This window comes from Blautia sp. CGZ-1-C1 (assembly GCF_056504575.1).
In genome coordinates, this window is the sequence record NZ_JBWLUT010000158.1 from 1 (window position 1) to 17,235 (window position 17,235).

Sequence of the window (17,235 nt, forward strand, 5' to 3'; positions counted from 1 at the left end):
AGCGAAGTCCTTTACCAAGGTCCTCAAGTCCAGCGCCTACCGGAAGTCCGTCTTCTGAGAATGCAGACTGTGTACGTCCGTAAACGATCTGAAGGAAGAGTTCTCTCATAGCTGTATTAATCGCATCACAAACTAAGTCAGTGTTCAGTGCCTCCATTACAGTCAGGCCCGGAAGAATCTCGGAAGCCATAGCTGCTGAATGAGTCATACCTGAACATCCGATAGTCTCAACCAGTGCTTCCTGGATGATACCTTCTTTAACATTTAATGTAAGCTTGCAGGCACCCTGCTGTGGTGCACACCAGCCAACACCGTGTGTAAGACCGGAAATGTCTTTGACTTCTTTTGCCTGTACCCATTTAGCTTCTTCTGGGATTGGAGCGGCGCCATGATGAACGCCCTGTGCAACTGGGCACATTTCTTCTACTTCGCGTGAATAAATCATTGTAAAACTCCTTTCAAGTATAGATTAACTTCATGTTGTTATACCCGCCACTATGCGGAACTGCTGAATGAACCACATAATGCAGATCTCTGCCGTCTGCTGAATGACTGCAGATGAGTATGCCTAACAACCTAGTGTTATTTTCTCACAAAAGTGGAGATTCGTCCAGTCATAATTTGTAAAATTTTTAACTATCTTTGATTTTTTTGTCTCTGGCAGATACTTTCTTTACTGATTTGTCAGCCTTTTAGGCAATTTGCATAAACAGATACAATTTATAGCGTTTATGTGATACAATAGACAAATATACCAATAAGTTGATTTCTAAAATAATCTTACATTTAAATTTCCGCGTTGTCGTCGGTTGCCATAGCCACCGCCATGTCTTCTTTCGCTCTAAAACAAAAAATTTATTCAGTGAAATTGTTTCAAAAATCAACTTGTCAGCCATACTAAATTATAAAAAAGCAAGTATATCAGAAATTGTATTACCAAAGAAAGGATTTTCATCATGACAACATCATTACCTGCTTCTTTTCTTCCCGAACGATTTCGGGTTCTGAGCGGAAGTGCTTTAAAATTAATCGCGATCATCCTGATGCTTATCGACCATACAGGTGTAATGATTCTGTATAACTATCCACCTGCAAATGCAATACTTTTCAGTTTTGGTGGAGTGGATTACAGCTGGTATCGTATTTTCCGTGATATCGGAAGGGCGGCTTTTCCTATTTTCTGTTTTCTGTTAGTCGAAGGATTTCTGCACACCCATAACCGCAGAAAATACGGACGAAATCTCTTTTTATTCGCATGTATTTCTGAAATTCCGTGGAATTTCATGTTTACAAATACCTGGCGATACGAGAAACAGAACGTCTTTTTTACCCTGTTTCTGGGATATCTGGCCTTCTGCGCCCTTGAATACTTCTGGGATAATCAGAAGATGCAGTTTGTATGCATACTGGCATTACTCGCTGTCTCCGTTTTTCTTAAGGCAGATTACGGATGGAGAGGGTTTGTTTTCCTGCTTATCATGTACTGGTTTCGCAATGAAAAAACTGCCCAGGCTATCATCGGAAGCTGCTGGCTTTATTATGAATGGAAAGCCTGCTTTGCATTTCTCTCCATTAATATGTATAACGGAGAACGTGGATTTGTGAAAGGAAAATTTCTGAAATATGTCTTTTACTGGTTTTATCCGGTACATATCATAATTCTGGTGATTCTCAGACAGCTTCTGTTCTTCCGGTAAAATGCGTTTGAAAACGTCCTGAGCTTTTGTTATTCTTCATAGAAAAAGGTGTTAAGAAACCTCTGTTCTTCATCCGTTTCTTAACACCTTTTTCTATTTCACTGTTTCTCTACAATTTCAGCTTTTGATTTATAGATATGGTTTGCAGGTACACAGCCTCTTACAGAGGAAAGCGGATAAATATTGCAGCAGCGTCCGATTACAGTTCCAGGATTTAATACAGAACCGCATCCTACTTCTACATTATCTCCCAGCATAGCGCCAAATTTCTTAAGTCCTGTCTCGATCTTCTCTTCGCCATCTTTGACAACTACCAGTTTCTTGTCTGATTTTACATTGGAGCAGATAGATCCTGCTCCCATATGGGATTTATAACCCAGAACCGCATCACCCACATAATTATAATGAGGAACCTGCACTTTGTTAAAAAGCACTGCGTTCTTAAGCTCTGTTGAATTTCCTACTACTGCTCCCTCACCTACGATAGCTTTTCCGCGGATAAATGCACAGTGGCGTACCTCTGCTTCTTTTCCGATAATGACCGGTCCGTTAATGCAGGCTGTCGGCGCTACTTTCGCGCTCTTTGCGATCCATACATCTTCTGACGGATGATTATATTCTTCTTCACTTAAAGTCTGTCCCAGTTTCAGGATAAAATCGCCAATCTCCGGTAACACTTCCCATGGATAGGTTTTTCCTTCAAATAAATCCTTTGCAATCGTTTCATTTAAATCCAGAAGATTCGCAATCGTGAAATCCTTTAACATCCTGTTTTCCTCTTTTCTTTAATTATTATTTTCATTTTTCTCATATTTTGCCCGGATAAACATTTTATGATTTTTGATAAGTACGTGACCGCCCTGCTCTGGCTGTTGTTTTTGTATTGGTTTTGCCAGCTTGGATTTTATAATTAACAGCTGCCGCGTCAAAAAACTGTCGCAGGTAAGGTTGGAAATTACTGTCCTCCACCTGTTTCGTACGCACTCTTACAAAATGTTCCAGCTTATCCATATATTCCTGCTCTGTGATACTTCCCACCGCCACATAATTGAGACCTTTTTCCCAGCTTGCTGTAAGTTCCGGGTTCAGAAGCTGTCTGATAGAACAATTTACCACATCAAAAATCATCTCACCCAGAAGTGTCGGTGTGATCATCTGCGTTTTCTTATTCAGTGCCAGATATTTGATATTGAACAGTTTCTTCAGAATCTCAGCTCTGGTTGCACTGGTGCCGATTCCGCAGCTCTTGATCTGAGCACGAAGTTCCTCATCCTCGATCAGCTGTCCGGCATTCTCCATGGCAAGAATCATAGAACCGGAATTGTAACGCTTCGGCGGTGATGTCTCACCCTCTTTGATACTCAGGTCATCTACCGAGAGTATATCACCTTTCTTCAGGTTCTGCAATGCAGCCAGTAGTCTGGTGTCGCACGCCATATCCTCTGAAGAATTATCTGAGCCATTTTTTTCATTATCTGAATCCGCATCACTTCCGGCATTTCCAGCTGCGCTGGCTTGGTTTGCTCCATTTACTGCGTCTGCTGCCTTTCGTTTCGCAAAAGAATTTGAGGCAATCTTTAAATAACCTTCATCCAGCAGTACTTTAAATGAAGAAAAGAAGCTCTCTCCCTGTATCTTTGTCACAAGACTGACCTTCTGATATACTGCCGGCGGATAGAAAATGCAAAGAAACCTCCTTACGATCGTCTCATATACGCGCTGTGCGGTGAGAGAAACACTTTTCAACGCATTTAGTCCCTGACCTGTCGGCACGATAGCATAATGGTCTGTAATCTGTTTGTCATTGACATATCGGGTCTTTGCCAGATTTTTATAGTTTCCCTGCTCAATAATGTGCTGCGCGATTTCTGTTGTGTGTTCATAATTGCGCAATCCTGAAATATTTTTATAAATCTCTTTAGCCGCAGCTGTAGACAATACACGCGCATCCGTTCTCGGATATGTGACCAGTTTCTTCTCATACAGTTCCTGTACGATTTTCAGCGTTTCATCCGGACTGATTTTAAACAGCTTCGAGCATACATTCTGAAGTTCTGCCAGGTTAAATAAAAGCGGAGGATTTTTATTTTCTTTCTTTCGCTCAACCTTGTCCACCACACATTGCAACGGCTGGTTGACAGACAACTCCTGTATCAGCTTCTCTGCGTATGCTTTCTCTTTAAATCCGTTTTCTTTATACAAATAAGGAGTCTGGAAATACCGGCTGCCCTCAACAGCCCTCCACTCCCCTTCAAAGTTTTCTCCCTCAAGCGCAATGCTACTGAGCACCCGGTAAAACGGCGTTTTTACAAATACCCGAATCTCCCGTTCTCTTCGCACTACCATTCCAAGCACACAGGTCATCACACGCCCAACGGAAATGGCCTGATGTTTCGTATTTAAATAATTTGACACACTGTTTCCATATCGCAGTGTCAGCACGCGGGAAAAATTTATTCCCATCAGATAGTCTTCTTTCGCCCGAAGATAGGCTGAAGCGGAAAGATTGTCATAAGCAGACAGATCTTTTGCCTCTCTGATTCCTCGCATGATTTCTTCTTCTGTCTGAGAGTCGATCCAGACTCTCTTTTCTTTCTTTCCATGGACACCTGCCATCTGTGCGACCAGACGATAGATATATTCTCCTTCACGTCCGGAGTCGGTACACACGTAAATAGTATCCACATCTTCCCTGTTTAACAGTCCTTTTACAATCTCAAACTGTTTCTGTACCCCAGGGATTATTTCATATTTAAATTCGCGCGGCAAAAAAGGCAGGGTATCTAAACTCCACCTTTTGTATTTGATATCATATTTTTCCGGGTAGCTCATGGTGACCAGGTGTCCGACACACCAAGTCACCACACTGTCTGAAGATTCCAGGTAGCCGTCCCGTCTTTGTCCGTTGATTTTCAAAGCTTTCGCGAATTCCTGTGCCACACTGGGCTTTTCGGCTATGTATAAAGCTTTTGACATATTATTTATCTGCACTCATCTTTCTAAGCGGCCATGCCAGTAATAAGGCACCACCCACCATATTTCCTAATGTTACAACTACCATGCTCTTAACCATGGCTCCGATGGATAATCCAGGTACCAGACAGTATGCGGTAACAAAGATTCCCATATTTGCGATGCAGTGCTCAAATCCACTTACAACGAATCCTGAGATACACATGGTAATCATCAGAAATCTTCCTGCATCACTTTTCAGTTTCATACCACAGAGTACACCAAGACAGACGAAGAAGTTGCAAAGCACTGCTCTGAAAAACATCTGTCCAAGCGGGATACTCAGCTTGTTTCCGATAAATCCCGCAAAATAATCTGCAGTTCCGGATGCTCCTGCCCATGCAAAAAGCACTGCCATAATAAAACATCCTACAAAGTTTCCGAGGTAGCTTACGCCCCATACCTTGCCAGCTTCTTTCCAGCTTACCTGTTTATCAAAGGCTCCGAATGCCATTACCATATTATTACCGGTAAAAAGTTCACCGCCTACGAAGCTGATCAAAAGTACTGCAATCGAGAATACCAAAGCTCGCCAGAAATTTTCCCACATTCCGGCGTGGTCTTGGAGAAAACATTTCCAACTACATTACTGTAGATCATGGCCATATCAATAAAGAATCCCGCCATGACCGCGCGTACAAAGTACTTGAAGAAGTTGGTGTTTACCAGATTGCTCTTGGCCTTCGCCGCATTTGACACTTTTTGTACATCTTCATAATTCATAATTACACCTCCGCAAATGTATTTATTTTCATACATTATAGCATTTTCATATCTATTGTACAACCAAAATCGTCATACAATTCCAGAATTTTATGCACGGATTTGTAATTATCTGTAAAACTTATTTCTTATTCGAAAATCACCGCTTTATCCTGCGGTTCTGTTACATATCCAATGATACCTCCAAAAATATCCATTCCTGACAGTTCTTTCGCCAGAGCATCTGCCTCTTCCGGTGGTACTGCCAGGAGAAGTCCGCCGGATGTCTAGGATCAAATACCAGATCTTCCATCCAGAGTTCTTTGATCTCACTTCTTACTTCACTGCCTGCGAAGTCACGGTTTCTGTATGCCCCTTCAGGAATCAGGCCCATCTGTGCATATTCCTCAACGCCTTTTATAATCGGAAGGTTTTCTGTCTGGATCACCAATGTCTTATGGCTTCCTTTTGCCATCTCCAGGCTGTGTCCGGCAAGACTGAATCCGGTTACGTCTGTGCAGCTGTGAATCGTATATTTTAATGCAATTTCTGCTGCGTATTTGTTCAGCTTCGCCATAACTTTCTGTACTCTTTCAATTTCTTCCCGGGAGGCCATCTCTGCTTTGATGGCAGTATTGAGGATTCCACATCCTAATGGCTTGGTAAGAATCAGAATGTCTCCTGCCTCGGCGCCATAGTTTTTCCACATTTTATCTGGGTGTACAAAACCGGTGACACAGAGTCCATATTTCGGTTCTTTATCATTGATCGTATGTCCGCCAGCAAGAACTGCACCGGCTTCCATAACCTTGTCTGCACCGCCGCGCAGGATTTCTTCAAGAACTTCCGGTCCAAGGCAGTTTGGAAATGCTACTACATTCAATGCCAGTTTTGGAACACCACCCATTGCATAGACATCGCTCAACGCATTGGCTGCTGCAATCTGTCCATACATATATGGATCATCTACCACCGGCGGAAAGAAATCTACCGTATGAATCATTGCCAGCTCATCATTTATTTTGTATACCGCCGCATCGTCTGATGTTTCCGGTCCTACTAATAACATCGGATCTGTAAATTTCGGCAGTTTCCCAACTACCTCTGCCAGTACTTTCGGTCCAATTTTTGCACCGCAACCTGCTGCACTGGCAAGCTGTGTCAGACGTACATTATCTGTTTCTTTTTTCATAAACTTCGCCCCCAATATATTAATCTTCCAAGCAAACATCCATCATCCGCCTTTAATTAAATCAAGCAGTCTCCCTGCTAGTTGGTTCTCAAAATAATCTTGTTGGTACACCAGATTTCAAAGAGCACTAAGCAGTGGATGAAAACTTGCCTGTCTGTTTACCTGATTGTACCATGCATTTATAAGCCCGTCAAAGTTCAGAGCCGATGTTACTTATTGGATAAATCAATAAATATAAGGATTTTATATAAGAATACGATAAATCTTCTCATACTCTAAATCCTGTTCTTTCATATAAGAATCTGTTTCCTCTTCTCCTTGTTCTATGCATTTCCACGCAAGTCCGCAGGAAGCAGAAATTTCCCTGGGTACAGGAATCAGCCTTCCTTCAAATCCAGTCTTTTTACATTCACGTTCCATTGCGATTGCCTGTGTGGTTGTTCCAAAAGTTACTACTGTCGTCAGAACTTTTTCTCTCATCTTTCATTATCCCCCTATCTCTAAATAATCCAGAAAAAAAGAGGCACCAAAAACCAGTGCCCCTTTTCAATAATTTTATTTATTATTTCGCCTGAATATATCCTTTAGCTTTTAATGTCTCAGCACAGAGAACTGCTCCGCCTGCTGCACCTCTTACTGTGTTATGGGAAAGTCCTACGAATTTCCAGTCATATACAGTATCTTCACGAAGACGTCCTACGGATACGCCCATACCATGTTCGAAGTTTACATCCTCTGTAACCTGTGGACGGTTGTCCTCTTCAAGGTACTGGATGAACTGCTTCGGAGCACTTGGAAGCTCTAATTCCTGTGGAAGTCCTTTGAACTCTACCAATGCTTTGATCAGCTGTTCTTTTGTTGGTTTCTTGCGGAATTTAACAAATACAGCTGCTGTATGTCCGTTTAATACCGGTACACGGATGCACTGGCATGTGATAACAGGTTCTGTAGCCGGTTTGATCACACCGTCTTCTACTTTACCCCAGATTCTTAACGGCTCTTTCTCACTCTTCTCTTCCTCGCCGCCGATGTATGGAATGATGTTTCCAACCATTTCCGGCCAGTCTTTGAATGTTTTACCTGCTCCGGAGATTGCCTGATATGTAGTAGCAACTACTTCATATGGCTCAAATTCTTTCCATGCAGTTAATACAGGAGCGTAGCTCTGGATAGAGCAGTTTGGTTTAACAGCGATAAATCCGCGTGTTGTTCCAAGACGTTTCTTCTGGGATTCGATTACATCGAAGTGTTCCGGGTTGATTTCCGGCACTACCATAGGTACATCCGGTGTCCATCTGTGAGCACTGTTGTTGGAAACAACCGGTGTCTCTGTCTTAGCATATTCTTCTTCGATCTTCTTGATCTCTTCTTTTGACATATCTACTGCAGAAAATACAAAATCAACTGTTGCAGCAACTTTCTCTACTTCATTTACGTTCATAACGATCAGTTTTTTTACAGCTTCCGGCATTGGAGTATCCATTTTCCATCTTCCGCCAACTGCCTCTTCGTATGTTTTTCCTGCACTTCTTGGACTTGCAGCTACAGTTACTACTTCAAACCATGGATGATTCTCAAGCAGAGAAATAAATCTCTGACCTACCATACCTGTAGCACCTAAAATACCAACTCTAAGCTTCTCACTCATAATATCTTTCTCCTCTTTATCTACTATCCGCATTTTCATTGTACTAATCTGGCCAGCTGGATGTTCTCCATCTACTTCGCTACATAAATCTGCATCTGGAAAATACCCTGATACTTATCAGCGACCTGATATCTCTCGCGGACATTTTTATCTGTGTGTCTTTATATTGCGCACATCTGTCTTTCTTGTACATACTATACCAAACTAAAGTAAAATGCAAGTATTTTTTTAGTTTTCTTCCAGATATTTTTTATTCTCTGCGATCACTTTCTCCATCACATCCGGTCCCGGAGCTCCGATGGTCATACGTTTCTCTACGCAGGTACGCATGCTGATTGCTTCATAGATGTCGTTTTCAAATACAGGGCTGATTGCTTTATAATCTTCAAGTGGAAGTTCATCCAGAGAGATTCCCTTATCAATACATGTAAGCACCAGACGGCCTACGATACCATGAGCATCGCGGAAAGGCACTCCATGATTTACCAGATAGTCTGCTGCATCTGTTGCATTTGTAAAGCCATTCTTTGCACTTGCTTCCATGTTCTGTTTATTGAACTGCATGGTAGAAATCATTCCTGTAAAGAGGGCAAGGCAACCCTTTACTGTGTCGATTGCGTCAAAGGTAAGTTCTTTATCTTCCTGCATATCTTTGTTGTATGCAAGCGGGATTCCTTTCATGGTGGTAAGGATGGATGCTAACGCACCGTATACACGTCCTGTCTTTCCTCTTACCAGCTCTGCGATATCCGGATTCTTTTTCTGCGGCATGATACTGCTTCCTGTACTGTAAGCATCATCGATTTCCACGAAACGATATTCGTTAGAGTTCCACATGATGATTTCTTCGCAGAAACGGCTCATGTGCATCATGATCGTGGAGAATGCAGACAGAAGTTCAATTACATAGTCTCTGTCTGAAACGGAATCCATACTGTTTCTTGTCGGTCCGTCGAAGCCAAGAAGCTGTGCGGTGTATTCTCTGTCAAGTGGATAAGTTGTTCCTGCCAAAGCACCTGCACCCAGAGGACAGGTGTTCATTCTCTTACGGATATCTGCAAGTCTGCTTCTGTCACGTACAAACATTTCAAAGTATGCGCCAACATGATGAGCCAATGTAACTGGCTGTGCTTTCTGAAGATGGGTAAAGCCTGGCATATATGTGTGGACATTTTCTTCCATGATTTTCTGAAGTGCTTCGAGAAGTTTCTTCACAAGCTCATCTGTCTCGTCGATCTCATCTCTTACATAAAGTTTCATATCCAGAGCTACCTGGTCGTTACGGCTTCTTCCTGTGTGAAGCTTCTTTCCTGCATCTCCGATTCTGTCGATGAGGTTTGCTTCTACAAAGCTGTGGATATCTTCATATTCAGATGTGATCTCAAGTTTTCCAGATTTTACATCTTCAAGGATTCCGTCCAGTCCTGCTTCAATCTGATCTTTTTCTTCTGATGTCAGGATTCCCTGTTTTGCAAGCATCGCTACATGTGCTTTGCTTCCTCTGATATCCTGCTCGTAAAATTTCTGGTCGAAGGAGATTGATGCGTTAAAGTTATATACAAGTTTGTCTGTTTCTTTTGTGAAACGTCCGCCCCAAAGCTGTGCCATAGTATTTTTCCTCGTTTCTTCTTATTTTTCATAATTACTTTTATGTGTCAGTGTATCATATTTTTTCTGGATTGCAAAGTAGTAGTTTCGATCTTCTGCCTCTCACCTGGAGTAGACGCAGCCACAATAATTCTGGCGGTAGAGGTCGTATTCATGTGAGAGTTCTATAGAGCGTTTATAGCCGTTTTTCTTTTTGAAATCAGATGGAAGATGCTCTACATGATAGATTTCTGCCAGTTCTTCTCCGATTTCATTAATCTTGGCAGCATTCTTGAGTGGGCTGATTGACAGAGTGGTCGTAAAATAGTCAAATCCACCTTCTGCTGCCAGACGTGCCGCTTCTTCCATTCGCAGACGATAACATTTAAAGCAGCGTTCGCCACCTTCCGGTACATTCTCCAGGCCTTTTGCCATCTGGAAAAATTCCTGTGGATCATAGTGACCCTCTACCAGTTTTACCGGATGAACAAATTCCATGGAATTTACCAGACGTGTGATCTCATGTACACGTTTCTGATATTCCTCTTCCGGATAAATGTTTGGATTATAATAAAAAACTGTAATGTTAAAATATTGAGACAGATATTCAAGCACATAACTGCTGCAAGGTGCGCAGCAACTGTGAAGAAACAGACTTGGGACTTTCTGTTCCTTCTGTGCCTGATCTATAAGTTTCTCCAGTTCTTTCTGATAATTTCGTTTATTCAATGCTTTTTTATTCCTCTCTTTTAGCACCGTATATCTTTCAGATGCATATTTGATGCATATTTCATTTTTCAGCTGTTTTTTACAAAACGTAATGCTTTTTTACTTTTTTACATTCTCCGATACGTTCCCCCATTTTTACAATGGTTTCATATCCTTCTTCCGTATTATCGAGCAAGTCATAATCGATACGGACTTTTCCTGGCTGTAATAACAGAATTACTGTAGAACCGCCAAACTCAAAGTTGCCTTTCTCCTGCCCTTTCTTTACTGTAGCAGTCTTTTTCTGAAGATTCGAAATTTTCCCAACCATCATCGCTCCAACTTCCATCATCAGGAGCGTACCAAATTTCTCCGTCTTCAACAGACAATATTCTCTGGCATTTTCTTTATAGATAGGGTATACATCATTTGCCGCCGGATTTACTGTATGAAAAACTCCGGGAAGTGTCACATTTTCGGACTTTCTGCCATCCGCAACGTAACAGTAGTGGTGATAGTCATCCACTGTCAGGCGGAAAATCAGTGCATATCCATCTGTGTATCGTCTGGCAAGCTGTTCATTTTTCAGAAGCTGTCCGACTGTATATTCTGTATCTTTGATATTGAAGCGGGAATCCGAACTGATCCTGTGTACAGAAAGTTTTCCATCACAGGGACTTACCAGTATATTCTCCCGCATATCTATCGGCCGTTCCTCTTTTCGGATACGCCTTTTGAAAAAATCATTCCATGAAGAAAAGTTCTGTTTCTCATAAAGACTCAGATCTATTTTATTGTGTTCTGCAAAATCAGGTACAAATCTGGCAGAAAGTCTGGTGTTCAATACTATTCCCGCCGCTTTTGACACAAAAGGCCTGATCAGGAGCTTCAGGCAAAGTCGTCCGCCACGATCATTATATAAATGTCTCAGGAGTTTATCCTGACTGTTTTCTTCAATGGTTATATTCCCTTTTCTGTCAATATACTTCATTTGTTTTCCTCCAATTGTAACTGCATGTGATGCCGTTCATTGCAAATCATATTACTATGCACTATTGAACAGTAATATGCCAGCAAAATAAAATACAGCCGCAGCCTCCCTACATTCAGGAACCGCTGCGGCCAGTCAACAGTCATATTCATTTTATATCAAACGGAACATCTTCGCAAGTGCAAGTGCCACCACTGCTACCAGCAGAACACGCACAGGATTCTGCGGTTTCTTTACCTTAATATTTAAGATAAACAGAAGACCTACTACGATTACCGCAATATGTATCACAATCAGGAAATATAATCCACAATACCGTCTCATAAGATAGAGAAATGGCAGAATGATCGCCATAGATGTAATCGGAAGCCCCTGATAATATTGTCTGTTCTCAGAGGTTTCACTCTGTCTTTTTGCTTCTGTCACATTGAAGTATGCAAGACGAATCACTGATGCAACACTGTAAAAGATCAATGCTGCGACTCCTCCTGATGTGTTAACTCCAAGGCAATAGCAGATCATTGCCGGAAAGATTCCGAAACAAACCACATCACACAGAGAATCTATCTGGATTCCAAAACTTTTCTCATCATCTGTACGATTCTTCTTCGTCCTGGCGATTTTTCCATCAAACATATCACACAATCCGGAAAGTGCCAGACAGAAAATCGCAATCTTGAAGTTCCCCTCCAACGCTCTTGTAATTCCAAATACTGAGATTCCAAGACTGATATATGTCAGCACCACCGTATAATCATAAAATCCTAATAACATAATTCCCCCCTACTTTTCTTCTTGTTCTTTTCTTCCTATCACGAGATGTGCCACACAGGTCATTGCCGCACTGATCAGCATCTGTGCATAATAGGAAATTCCTCTGCTAAGCAGCATAGCCGGAAGCAATGCCTCTCCAAAAACCGGCGCAAACATCACCAGATAAAGAGATTCGCTGATCCCCATTCCCCCGGGCAAAGGCAGCATATCAACAGAAACAGATATAACTGACTGTAAAATCGTAAGGGTCACGATCGAATATCCTCGAAATCCCAGCGAACGATATACCCAGTATGTAACTGTAAATAACATAATTCTCTGCACCATTGTGATCAGAAATACTTTCAAAATCACCATCTTATGTCCTGCCCAGAAAGCAGCTGTCTCATGATACTGATCCATAGATGCTTCCAGATTCTCAAGTCTTGACTTCTTGGGCTTAAGAAAACGAAAATGCTCAATCAGTTTCAGACCTTTTACCATGATCCATTTCGCCAGACCCGGAGCAAATACAAGGATCAGCATAAAGGTAACACAAAAAATATTCAGCCCTACTCCCAGGTAAAACACCCACATATACTGTCCGAGGTAGCCTTTCAGGAATCCCTTTCCAAACAGCCAGATCACCAGACCGATTACAACCAGAACCGCCTTGTAAGTAATGGTAACGATCATCAGAACCAGTGTAGTGACCGGTATCGGCAGTTTGTCCTTTTTCATATAATAAATCTGCATTGGCTGTCCGCCGGATGCTGACGGAGTGATGCAGCTGAAAAAGAAACCTACAAAAGAATACAGAGCGCAATGTCCCATCTTCACTTTTGCTCCCAGGGTTCGCATCATATAAAAAATGATCACTGACTCCCCAAGTATAAATAATACTACGCAAACCACACTGATCAGAAGATAAACCAGATCAGCCTGCTGCACTGTATGAATGATCTCGCCCAGATCCTCGCCCCGAAATACCATATATACGGTCAGGGAAAACACAAGGATCAGAAAGACGGTGTTAAGTATCGCTTTTTTCTTATCTCTCATTTGTTTACACTTTCTTTTACAGTTTCTTACAGCATCCGTCTGATCTTTTATAGTTCCTGTTCACTGTATGCGCAGTAACCTTTTAGTTCCTGTTCACTCCGTTCTCAGAAACACCTTTTATGTTACTTTTCACTCCGTGCCCAGTAACACGCTTCGCGATGCACAGAATTTATGCTATTCGCATAAATACGCGCGGTATGTCTCGAGATTTTGGCATTCTCATGCCAAAACACCTCGCGGGATAGTGGCGAGTGAACAGTAACCCTTTTATACTTTATGTTGGTATGATTTTCGGTCTTACTTGTAATTACAGTCAAAATACTATAGTTTATCCATTATATCATACCTTACGCTTTCTGCATATCATAAATTATAAAAAACGTTACTGTTCATACGTCGTTACTATTCACACGACACTATCCCGCGAGGCGTTTTGGCATGAAAATGTCAAAATTCCTCAGGATACTAAATCATTACCGTTTTTTATCCGATAATATAAAACTTATAATCCCACTATTATAAATGGAGGTATCTGTATGAAACCACTGCTGGATATTACAGATGTCAGTCTCTCCTACCACGACTTAACGGGGGAAACCCCTGCTCTTTCTCATATATCCTTTCAACTGATGCCCGGCGAATTTCTCGCCATTGTCGGGCCTTCCGGATGTGGAAAATCCACATTACTGAATCTGATCTGCGGATTGATCCAGCCAGAACAGGGACAGATTCTTCTCGATGGCATCCCTGTCACTTCCGGTGACCGCCGTATCGGATATATGCTGCAGAAAGACCATCTATTGGAGTGGCGGACAATTTATAAAAATGTTCTTCTTGGACTGGAGATTCGCGGAGAACTCACCACCGAAAAACTTTCCTATGTCGATCAGATTCTTTCTGATTACGGTCTGGACAAATTCCGTCTGGCGCGCCCTTCGCAGTTATCCGGCGGAATGCGCCAGAGAGCTGCACTGATCCGGACTCTGGCATTAAAGCCGGAGCTTCTGCTGCTTGATGAGCCATTCTCTGCCCTCGATTATCAGACCAGGCTCAATGTCAGCGATGACATCGGTAAAATCCTTAAGCAGGAGAAAAAAACTGCAATTCTTGTCACCCATGACATTTCAGAAGCCATCAGCATGGCAGACCGGGTTATTATTCTCTCATCCCGGCCTGCCATTATTCGTAAAATCGTACCAATCCATTTCAATCTTGAAAACCGTACCCCGATGTCTTCCAGAAATGCACCAGATTTCAAATCCTACTTTAATCTCATCTGGAAGGAGTTAAACCATGATGCCTGAATCTTCATACTATCAGCAACAATATATATGCCGTCAGAAAAGAGAAAAGAAATTCATCAGTTTCCTGAGAATTTTTATTCTTCTTCTCTTTTTGATTCTGTGGGAAATTTCCGCCAGAGCAGGACTGATCGACTCTTTTATCTTCAGCAGTCCATGTATGATCTGGCATAGTTTTTACAGCATGTGCAAAGATGGTTCTATTTTTCCGCACCTTTCTGTAACCATCACAGAAACTCTGATCAGTTTTCTCTTCGTGGTGCTTCTGGGTGCAGGTATGGCAGTTCTTCTGTGAATCTGTCCCAGAATTGCGAAAATCACAGAGCCTTATCTGGTTGTATTGAACAGCCTTCCAAAATCGGCACTGGCACCTTTGCTTATCGTATGGCTTGGTGCCAATGAGCGGACAATTATCGTCTGTGGAATGTCAGTCGCTGTTTTTGGTTCGATTCTGAATCTCTATACAGGATTCTGTGAAGCAGACCCGGAAAAACTCAAGCTCATCGAAACACTCGGCGGCGGCAAGAAAGAAAAACTTACAAAAATTATTCTTCCATCTTCTGTTCCGCTGCTGCTTAGTGTTATGAAAGTAAACATAGGTCTGTGTCTGGTAGGTGTGATCATAGGAGAATTTATCGGTGCCCGGAAAGGACTTGGCTATCTGATCATTTATTCCAGCCAGACCTTTAAACTTACCTGGGTGCTGATGTCCATTATCATCCTGTGCATCATCGCCATTATCCTGTACGGAATCCTTGGACTTATTGAAAAAAGGACTCACAGATAATTGTTATTTTCTTTACCGCTACCAGTTATAACGAGGCAGCCGCAAAATTAACTTCAAATTAACTTCAAATCAAATTTAATGTTCTGATAAAAAAGAAATCCTGAAAAATCAGATATCTCAGCAGCTCTCTTGCTTCATTTAAATCTGATCTTCAGGATTTCTTTTTTCTTTATCTCTCACACATTTTCAGAAACACTTTATGAATTTCATCATTTTCGTCCAGTTCCGGATGAAATGCCAGTGCCAGCTGATTTTTATATTTCACTGCCACGATTTTTTCCTCTGCTTTCGCAAGTATCTGTACTCCATCTCCCACTTCTGCCACATATGGAGCACGGATAAATGTCATAGGAATTTCTCCAATTCCTTCCAGTCTGGCTTCTGTATGAAAGCTGCCAAGCTGTCTTCCGTAAGCGTTTCGTTTCACTGTCACCGGCATGGTCTGTAAATGCCCTACCTCGCCGCCTTCCAGTTCTTCTGCAAGCAGAATCATTCCCGCACAGGTAGCCAGAACCGGCATTCCTGATTCTATCTGGGATTTAATGGTATCGAACATTCCAAGCTCTTTCAGAAGTTTCCCCTGTACAGTACTCTCGCCTCCCGGAAGCACCAGCCCGTCATAATGCTGTGACAGATTTTCTGCTTTTCTGAGTTCAATACAGTCTGCACCCAGTTTCTCCAGTTTTTTCTCATGTTCAATAAATGCGCCCTGTACTGCCAAAACTGCTATCGTCATTATTTGCCTCTTTCCGCCATAAGGATCTGAATTTCACTTTCATTGATACCAACCATGGCCTCTCCAAGATCTTCGGATAATTCTGCGATCATCTTTGCATCTGTATAGTTTGTCACTGCTTTTACGATCGCATTGGCTCTTTTTGCAGGATTACCGGATTTGAAGATACCAGAACCAACGAATACGCCTTCTGCGCCAAGCTGCATCATCAAAGCTGCATCGGCAGGAGTCGCAACACCACCCGCTGCGAAGTTTACTACCGGAAGTTTGCCGTTTTTATGTACATATTCTACCAGTTCGTATGGTACCTGGAACTGTTTTGCAGCCTCGAAAAGTTCATCTTCTCTCATACTTGTAAGCTGTGCGATCGCACTGTTCATCTTACGCATATGGCGTACTGCCTGTACGATATCTCCTGTTCCCGGCTCACCTTTTGTACGGATCATGGACGCGCCTTCATTGATTCTTCGAAGTGCTTCTCCCAGATCTTTTGCACCGCATACAAACGGAACTTTGAAGTTTCTCTTATTAATATGATAAATATCATCAGCAGGAGATAACACTTCACTCTCATCGATATAGTCAATCTCGATTGCTTCGAGTATCTGTGCTTCCACAAAATGTCCGATTCTGCATTTCGCCATGACCGGAATCGAAACTGCATTCTGGATTCCCTGGATCATCTTCGGGTCACTCATTCTGGAAACACCACCTGCTGCACGGATATCTGCCGGAATTCGTTCCAGTGCCATAACTGCACATGCACCTGCTGCCTCTGCGATCTTTGCCTGCTCCGGTGTGGTAACATCCATGATGACACCGCCTTTTAACATCTGTGCAAGCTGCTTATTTAATTCATATCTGTTTTCCATGTGAAATCTCCTCTCTGTTTCGTATCTTGTAATTTTCTGATTCTCTTTTCCACCGTTAATCGTAGTAATCATGTTACTGTTCACTCCGTTTTCAGTAGCACGCTTCGCAATGCATAGAATTTATTTCAATTTTTTCTGTACGAATCAGCATGAACAGAGTATAATGCAAAAGTGAATATATTTAAAT

Annotated in this window: 16 protein-coding genes and 2 pseudogenes; 3 read left to right on the forward strand and 15 right to left on the reverse strand. The window is 42.1% G+C overall.

Features of this window, described 5'->3' with window-relative positions; genetic code table 11:
• Positions 1 to 445 (reverse strand): iron-sulfur cluster assembly scaffold protein (locus AC058W_RS14595; RefSeq protein WP_479390242.1); only part of this gene is annotated, 445 nt, incomplete at its 3' end.
• A 511-nt stretch (positions 446 to 956) separates the two neighbouring features.
• On the opposite strand from AC058W_RS14595, the gene AC058W_RS14600 reads away from it, so the two are divergent.
• Complete coding sequence (locus AC058W_RS14600; protein WP_117676228.1) at positions 957 to 1,697, forward strand: TraX family protein; 741 nt, start codon at positions 957 to 959, stop codon at positions 1,695 to 1,697.
• Between the two features lie 98 nt (positions 1,698 to 1,795).
• On the opposite strand, the gene AC058W_RS14605 is transcribed toward AC058W_RS14600, so the two are convergent.
• From AC058W_RS14605 to AC058W_RS14660, 12 genes and pseudogenes are all read right to left on the reverse strand, one after another.
• Positions 1,796 to 2,464 (reverse strand): LbetaH domain-containing protein, encoded by a 669-nt coding sequence (locus AC058W_RS14605; protein ID WP_118137213.1) that lies wholly within the window; start codon positions 2,462 to 2,464, stop codon positions 1,796 to 1,798.
• Positions 2,465 to 2,528: 64 nt separating this feature from the next.
• A complete protein-coding gene (locus AC058W_RS14610) occupies positions 2,529 to 4,673 on the reverse strand; it encodes a DNA topoisomerase (RefSeq protein WP_118137211.1) in 2,145 nt (714 codons plus the stop codon).
• A gap of 1 nt (position 4,674) precedes the next feature.
• Positions 4,675 to 5,211 carry a formate/nitrite transporter family protein gene (locus AC058W_RS14615; protein ID WP_479390243.1) on the reverse strand — a complete coding sequence of 179 codons (537 nt, stop codon included), beginning with the start codon at positions 5,209 to 5,211 and terminating at the stop codon, positions 4,675 to 4,677.
• The gene (locus AC058W_RS14620; RefSeq protein ID WP_479390244.1) at positions 5,208 to 5,432 is read right to left on the reverse strand and encodes a hypothetical protein; all 225 of its coding nucleotides are present in this window, start codon (positions 5,430 to 5,432) and stop codon (positions 5,208 to 5,210) included. Before AC058W_RS14620 ends, AC058W_RS14615 begins: the two co-directional genes overlap by 4 nt.
• Before the next feature lie 128 nt (positions 5,433 to 5,560).
• Positions 5,561 to 6,603, reverse strand: a pseudogene (selD, locus tag AC058W_RS14625) (selenide, water dikinase SelD).
• Positions 6,604 to 6,846: 243 nt separating this feature from the next.
• Positions 6,847 to 7,083, reverse strand: a complete 237-nt coding sequence (locus AC058W_RS14630) for a putative Se/S carrier protein (protein ID WP_118247576.1) — start codon at positions 7,081 to 7,083, stop codon at positions 6,847 to 6,849.
• An 82-nt stretch (positions 7,084 to 7,165) separates the two neighbouring features.
• A complete protein-coding gene (gene asd, locus AC058W_RS14635; protein ID WP_117676240.1) occupies positions 7,166 to 8,251 on the reverse strand; it encodes an aspartate-semialdehyde dehydrogenase in 1,086 nt (361 codons plus the stop codon).
• 228 nt (positions 8,252 to 8,479) lie between these two features.
• Complete coding sequence (argH, locus tag AC058W_RS14640; RefSeq protein WP_118247575.1) at positions 8,480 to 9,859, reverse strand: argininosuccinate lyase; 1,380 nt, start codon at positions 9,857 to 9,859, stop codon at positions 8,480 to 8,482.
• 102 nt (positions 9,860 to 9,961) lie between these two features.
• Positions 9,962 to 10,567 (reverse strand): epoxyqueuosine reductase QueH, encoded by a 606-nt coding sequence (locus AC058W_RS14645; RefSeq protein WP_117676242.1) that lies wholly within the window; start codon positions 10,565 to 10,567, stop codon positions 9,962 to 9,964.
• Positions 10,568 to 10,646: 79 nt separating this feature from the next.
• On the reverse strand, positions 10,647 to 11,537 hold the full coding sequence (locus AC058W_RS14650) for a phosphatidylserine decarboxylase (protein WP_117844974.1): 891 nt from the start codon (positions 11,535 to 11,537) through the stop codon (positions 10,647 to 10,649).
• Between the two features lie 153 nt (positions 11,538 to 11,690).
• The gene (locus AC058W_RS14655) at positions 11,691 to 12,311 is read right to left on the reverse strand and encodes a CDP-alcohol phosphatidyltransferase family protein (protein ID WP_117676244.1); all 621 of its coding nucleotides are present in this window, start codon (positions 12,309 to 12,311) and stop codon (positions 11,691 to 11,693) included.
• 9 nt (positions 12,312 to 12,320) lie between these two features.
• A complete protein-coding gene (locus AC058W_RS14660) occupies positions 12,321 to 13,352 on the reverse strand; it encodes a lysylphosphatidylglycerol synthase transmembrane domain-containing protein (RefSeq protein ID WP_118591097.1) in 1,032 nt (343 codons plus the stop codon).
• Positions 13,353 to 13,888: 536 nt separating this feature from the next.
• On the opposite strand from AC058W_RS14660, the gene AC058W_RS14665 reads away from it, so the two are divergent.
• Complete coding sequence (locus tag AC058W_RS14665) at positions 13,889 to 14,656, forward strand: ABC transporter ATP-binding protein (RefSeq protein WP_117676246.1); 768 nt, start codon at positions 13,889 to 13,891, stop codon at positions 14,654 to 14,656.
• Positions 14,649 to 15,440 (forward strand): annotated as a pseudogene (locus AC058W_RS14670) (ABC transporter permease). The gene AC058W_RS14665 and the pseudogene AC058W_RS14670 overlap by 8 nt, the downstream one beginning before the upstream one ends.
• Before the next feature lie 169 nt (positions 15,441 to 15,609).
• Here the strand turns inward: AC058W_RS14670 and pdxT are convergent.
• Together pdxT and pdxS are read right to left on the reverse strand one after the other, a co-directional pair.
• The gene (gene pdxT, locus AC058W_RS14675; protein WP_118137201.1) at positions 15,610 to 16,176 is read right to left on the reverse strand and encodes a pyridoxal 5'-phosphate synthase glutaminase subunit PdxT; all 567 of its coding nucleotides are present in this window, start codon (positions 16,174 to 16,176) and stop codon (positions 15,610 to 15,612) included.
• Positions 16,176 to 17,048: a pyridoxal 5'-phosphate synthase lyase subunit PdxS gene (pdxS, locus tag AC058W_RS14680; protein WP_118137216.1), complete on the reverse strand. Its 873-nt coding sequence runs from the start codon at positions 17,046 to 17,048 to the stop codon at positions 16,176 to 16,178. The genes pdxT and pdxS overlap by 1 nt, the downstream gene beginning before the upstream one ends.
• Positions 17,049 to 17,235 lie beyond the last annotated feature (187 nt).

Bases quoted from the DNA above. Each gene is read 5' to 3' on its own strand.
- AC058W_RS14600 (WP_117676228.1), top strand. From the start codon at position 957: ATGACAACATCATTACCTGCTTCTTTTCTTCCCGAACGATTTCGGGTT.
- AC058W_RS14605 (WP_118137213.1), bottom strand. From the start codon at position 2,464: ATGTTAAAGGATTTCACGATTGCGAATCTTCTGGATTTAAATGAAACG.
- AC058W_RS14610 (WP_118137211.1), bottom strand. From the start codon at position 4,673: ATGTCAAAAGCTTTATACATAGCCGAAAAGCCCAGTGTGGCACAGGAA.
- AC058W_RS14620 (WP_479390244.1), bottom strand. From the start codon at position 5,432: ATGAATTATGAAGATGTACAAAAAGTGTCAAATGCGGCGAAGGCCAAG.
- AC058W_RS14630 (WP_118247576.1), bottom strand. From the start codon at position 7,083: ATGAGAGAAAAAGTTCTGACGACAGTAGTAACTTTTGGAACAACCACA.
- asd (WP_117676240.1), bottom strand. From the start codon at position 8,251: ATGAGTGAGAAGCTTAGAGTTGGTATTTTAGGTGCTACAGGTATGGTA.
- argH (WP_118247575.1), bottom strand. From the start codon at position 9,859: ATGGCACAGCTTTGGGGCGGACGTTTCACAAAAGAAACAGACAAACTT.
- AC058W_RS14650 (WP_117844974.1), bottom strand. From the start codon at position 11,537: ATGAAGTATATTGACAGAAAAGGGAATATAACCATTGAAGAAAACAGT.
- AC058W_RS14655 (WP_117676244.1), bottom strand. From the start codon at position 12,311: ATGTTATTAGGATTTTATGATTATACGGTGGTGCTGACATATATCAGT.
- AC058W_RS14660 (WP_118591097.1), bottom strand. From the start codon at position 13,352: ATGAGAGATAAGAAAAAAGCGATACTTAACACCGTCTTTCTGATCCTT.
- AC058W_RS14665 (WP_117676246.1), top strand. From the start codon at position 13,889: ATGAAACCACTGCTGGATATTACAGATGTCAGTCTCTCCTACCACGAC.
- pdxT (WP_118137201.1), bottom strand. From the start codon at position 16,176: ATGACGATAGCAGTTTTGGCAGTACAGGGCGCATTTATTGAACATGAG.
- pdxS (WP_118137216.1), bottom strand. From the start codon at position 17,048: ATGGAAAACAGATATGAATTAAATAAGCAGCTTGCACAGATGTTAAAA.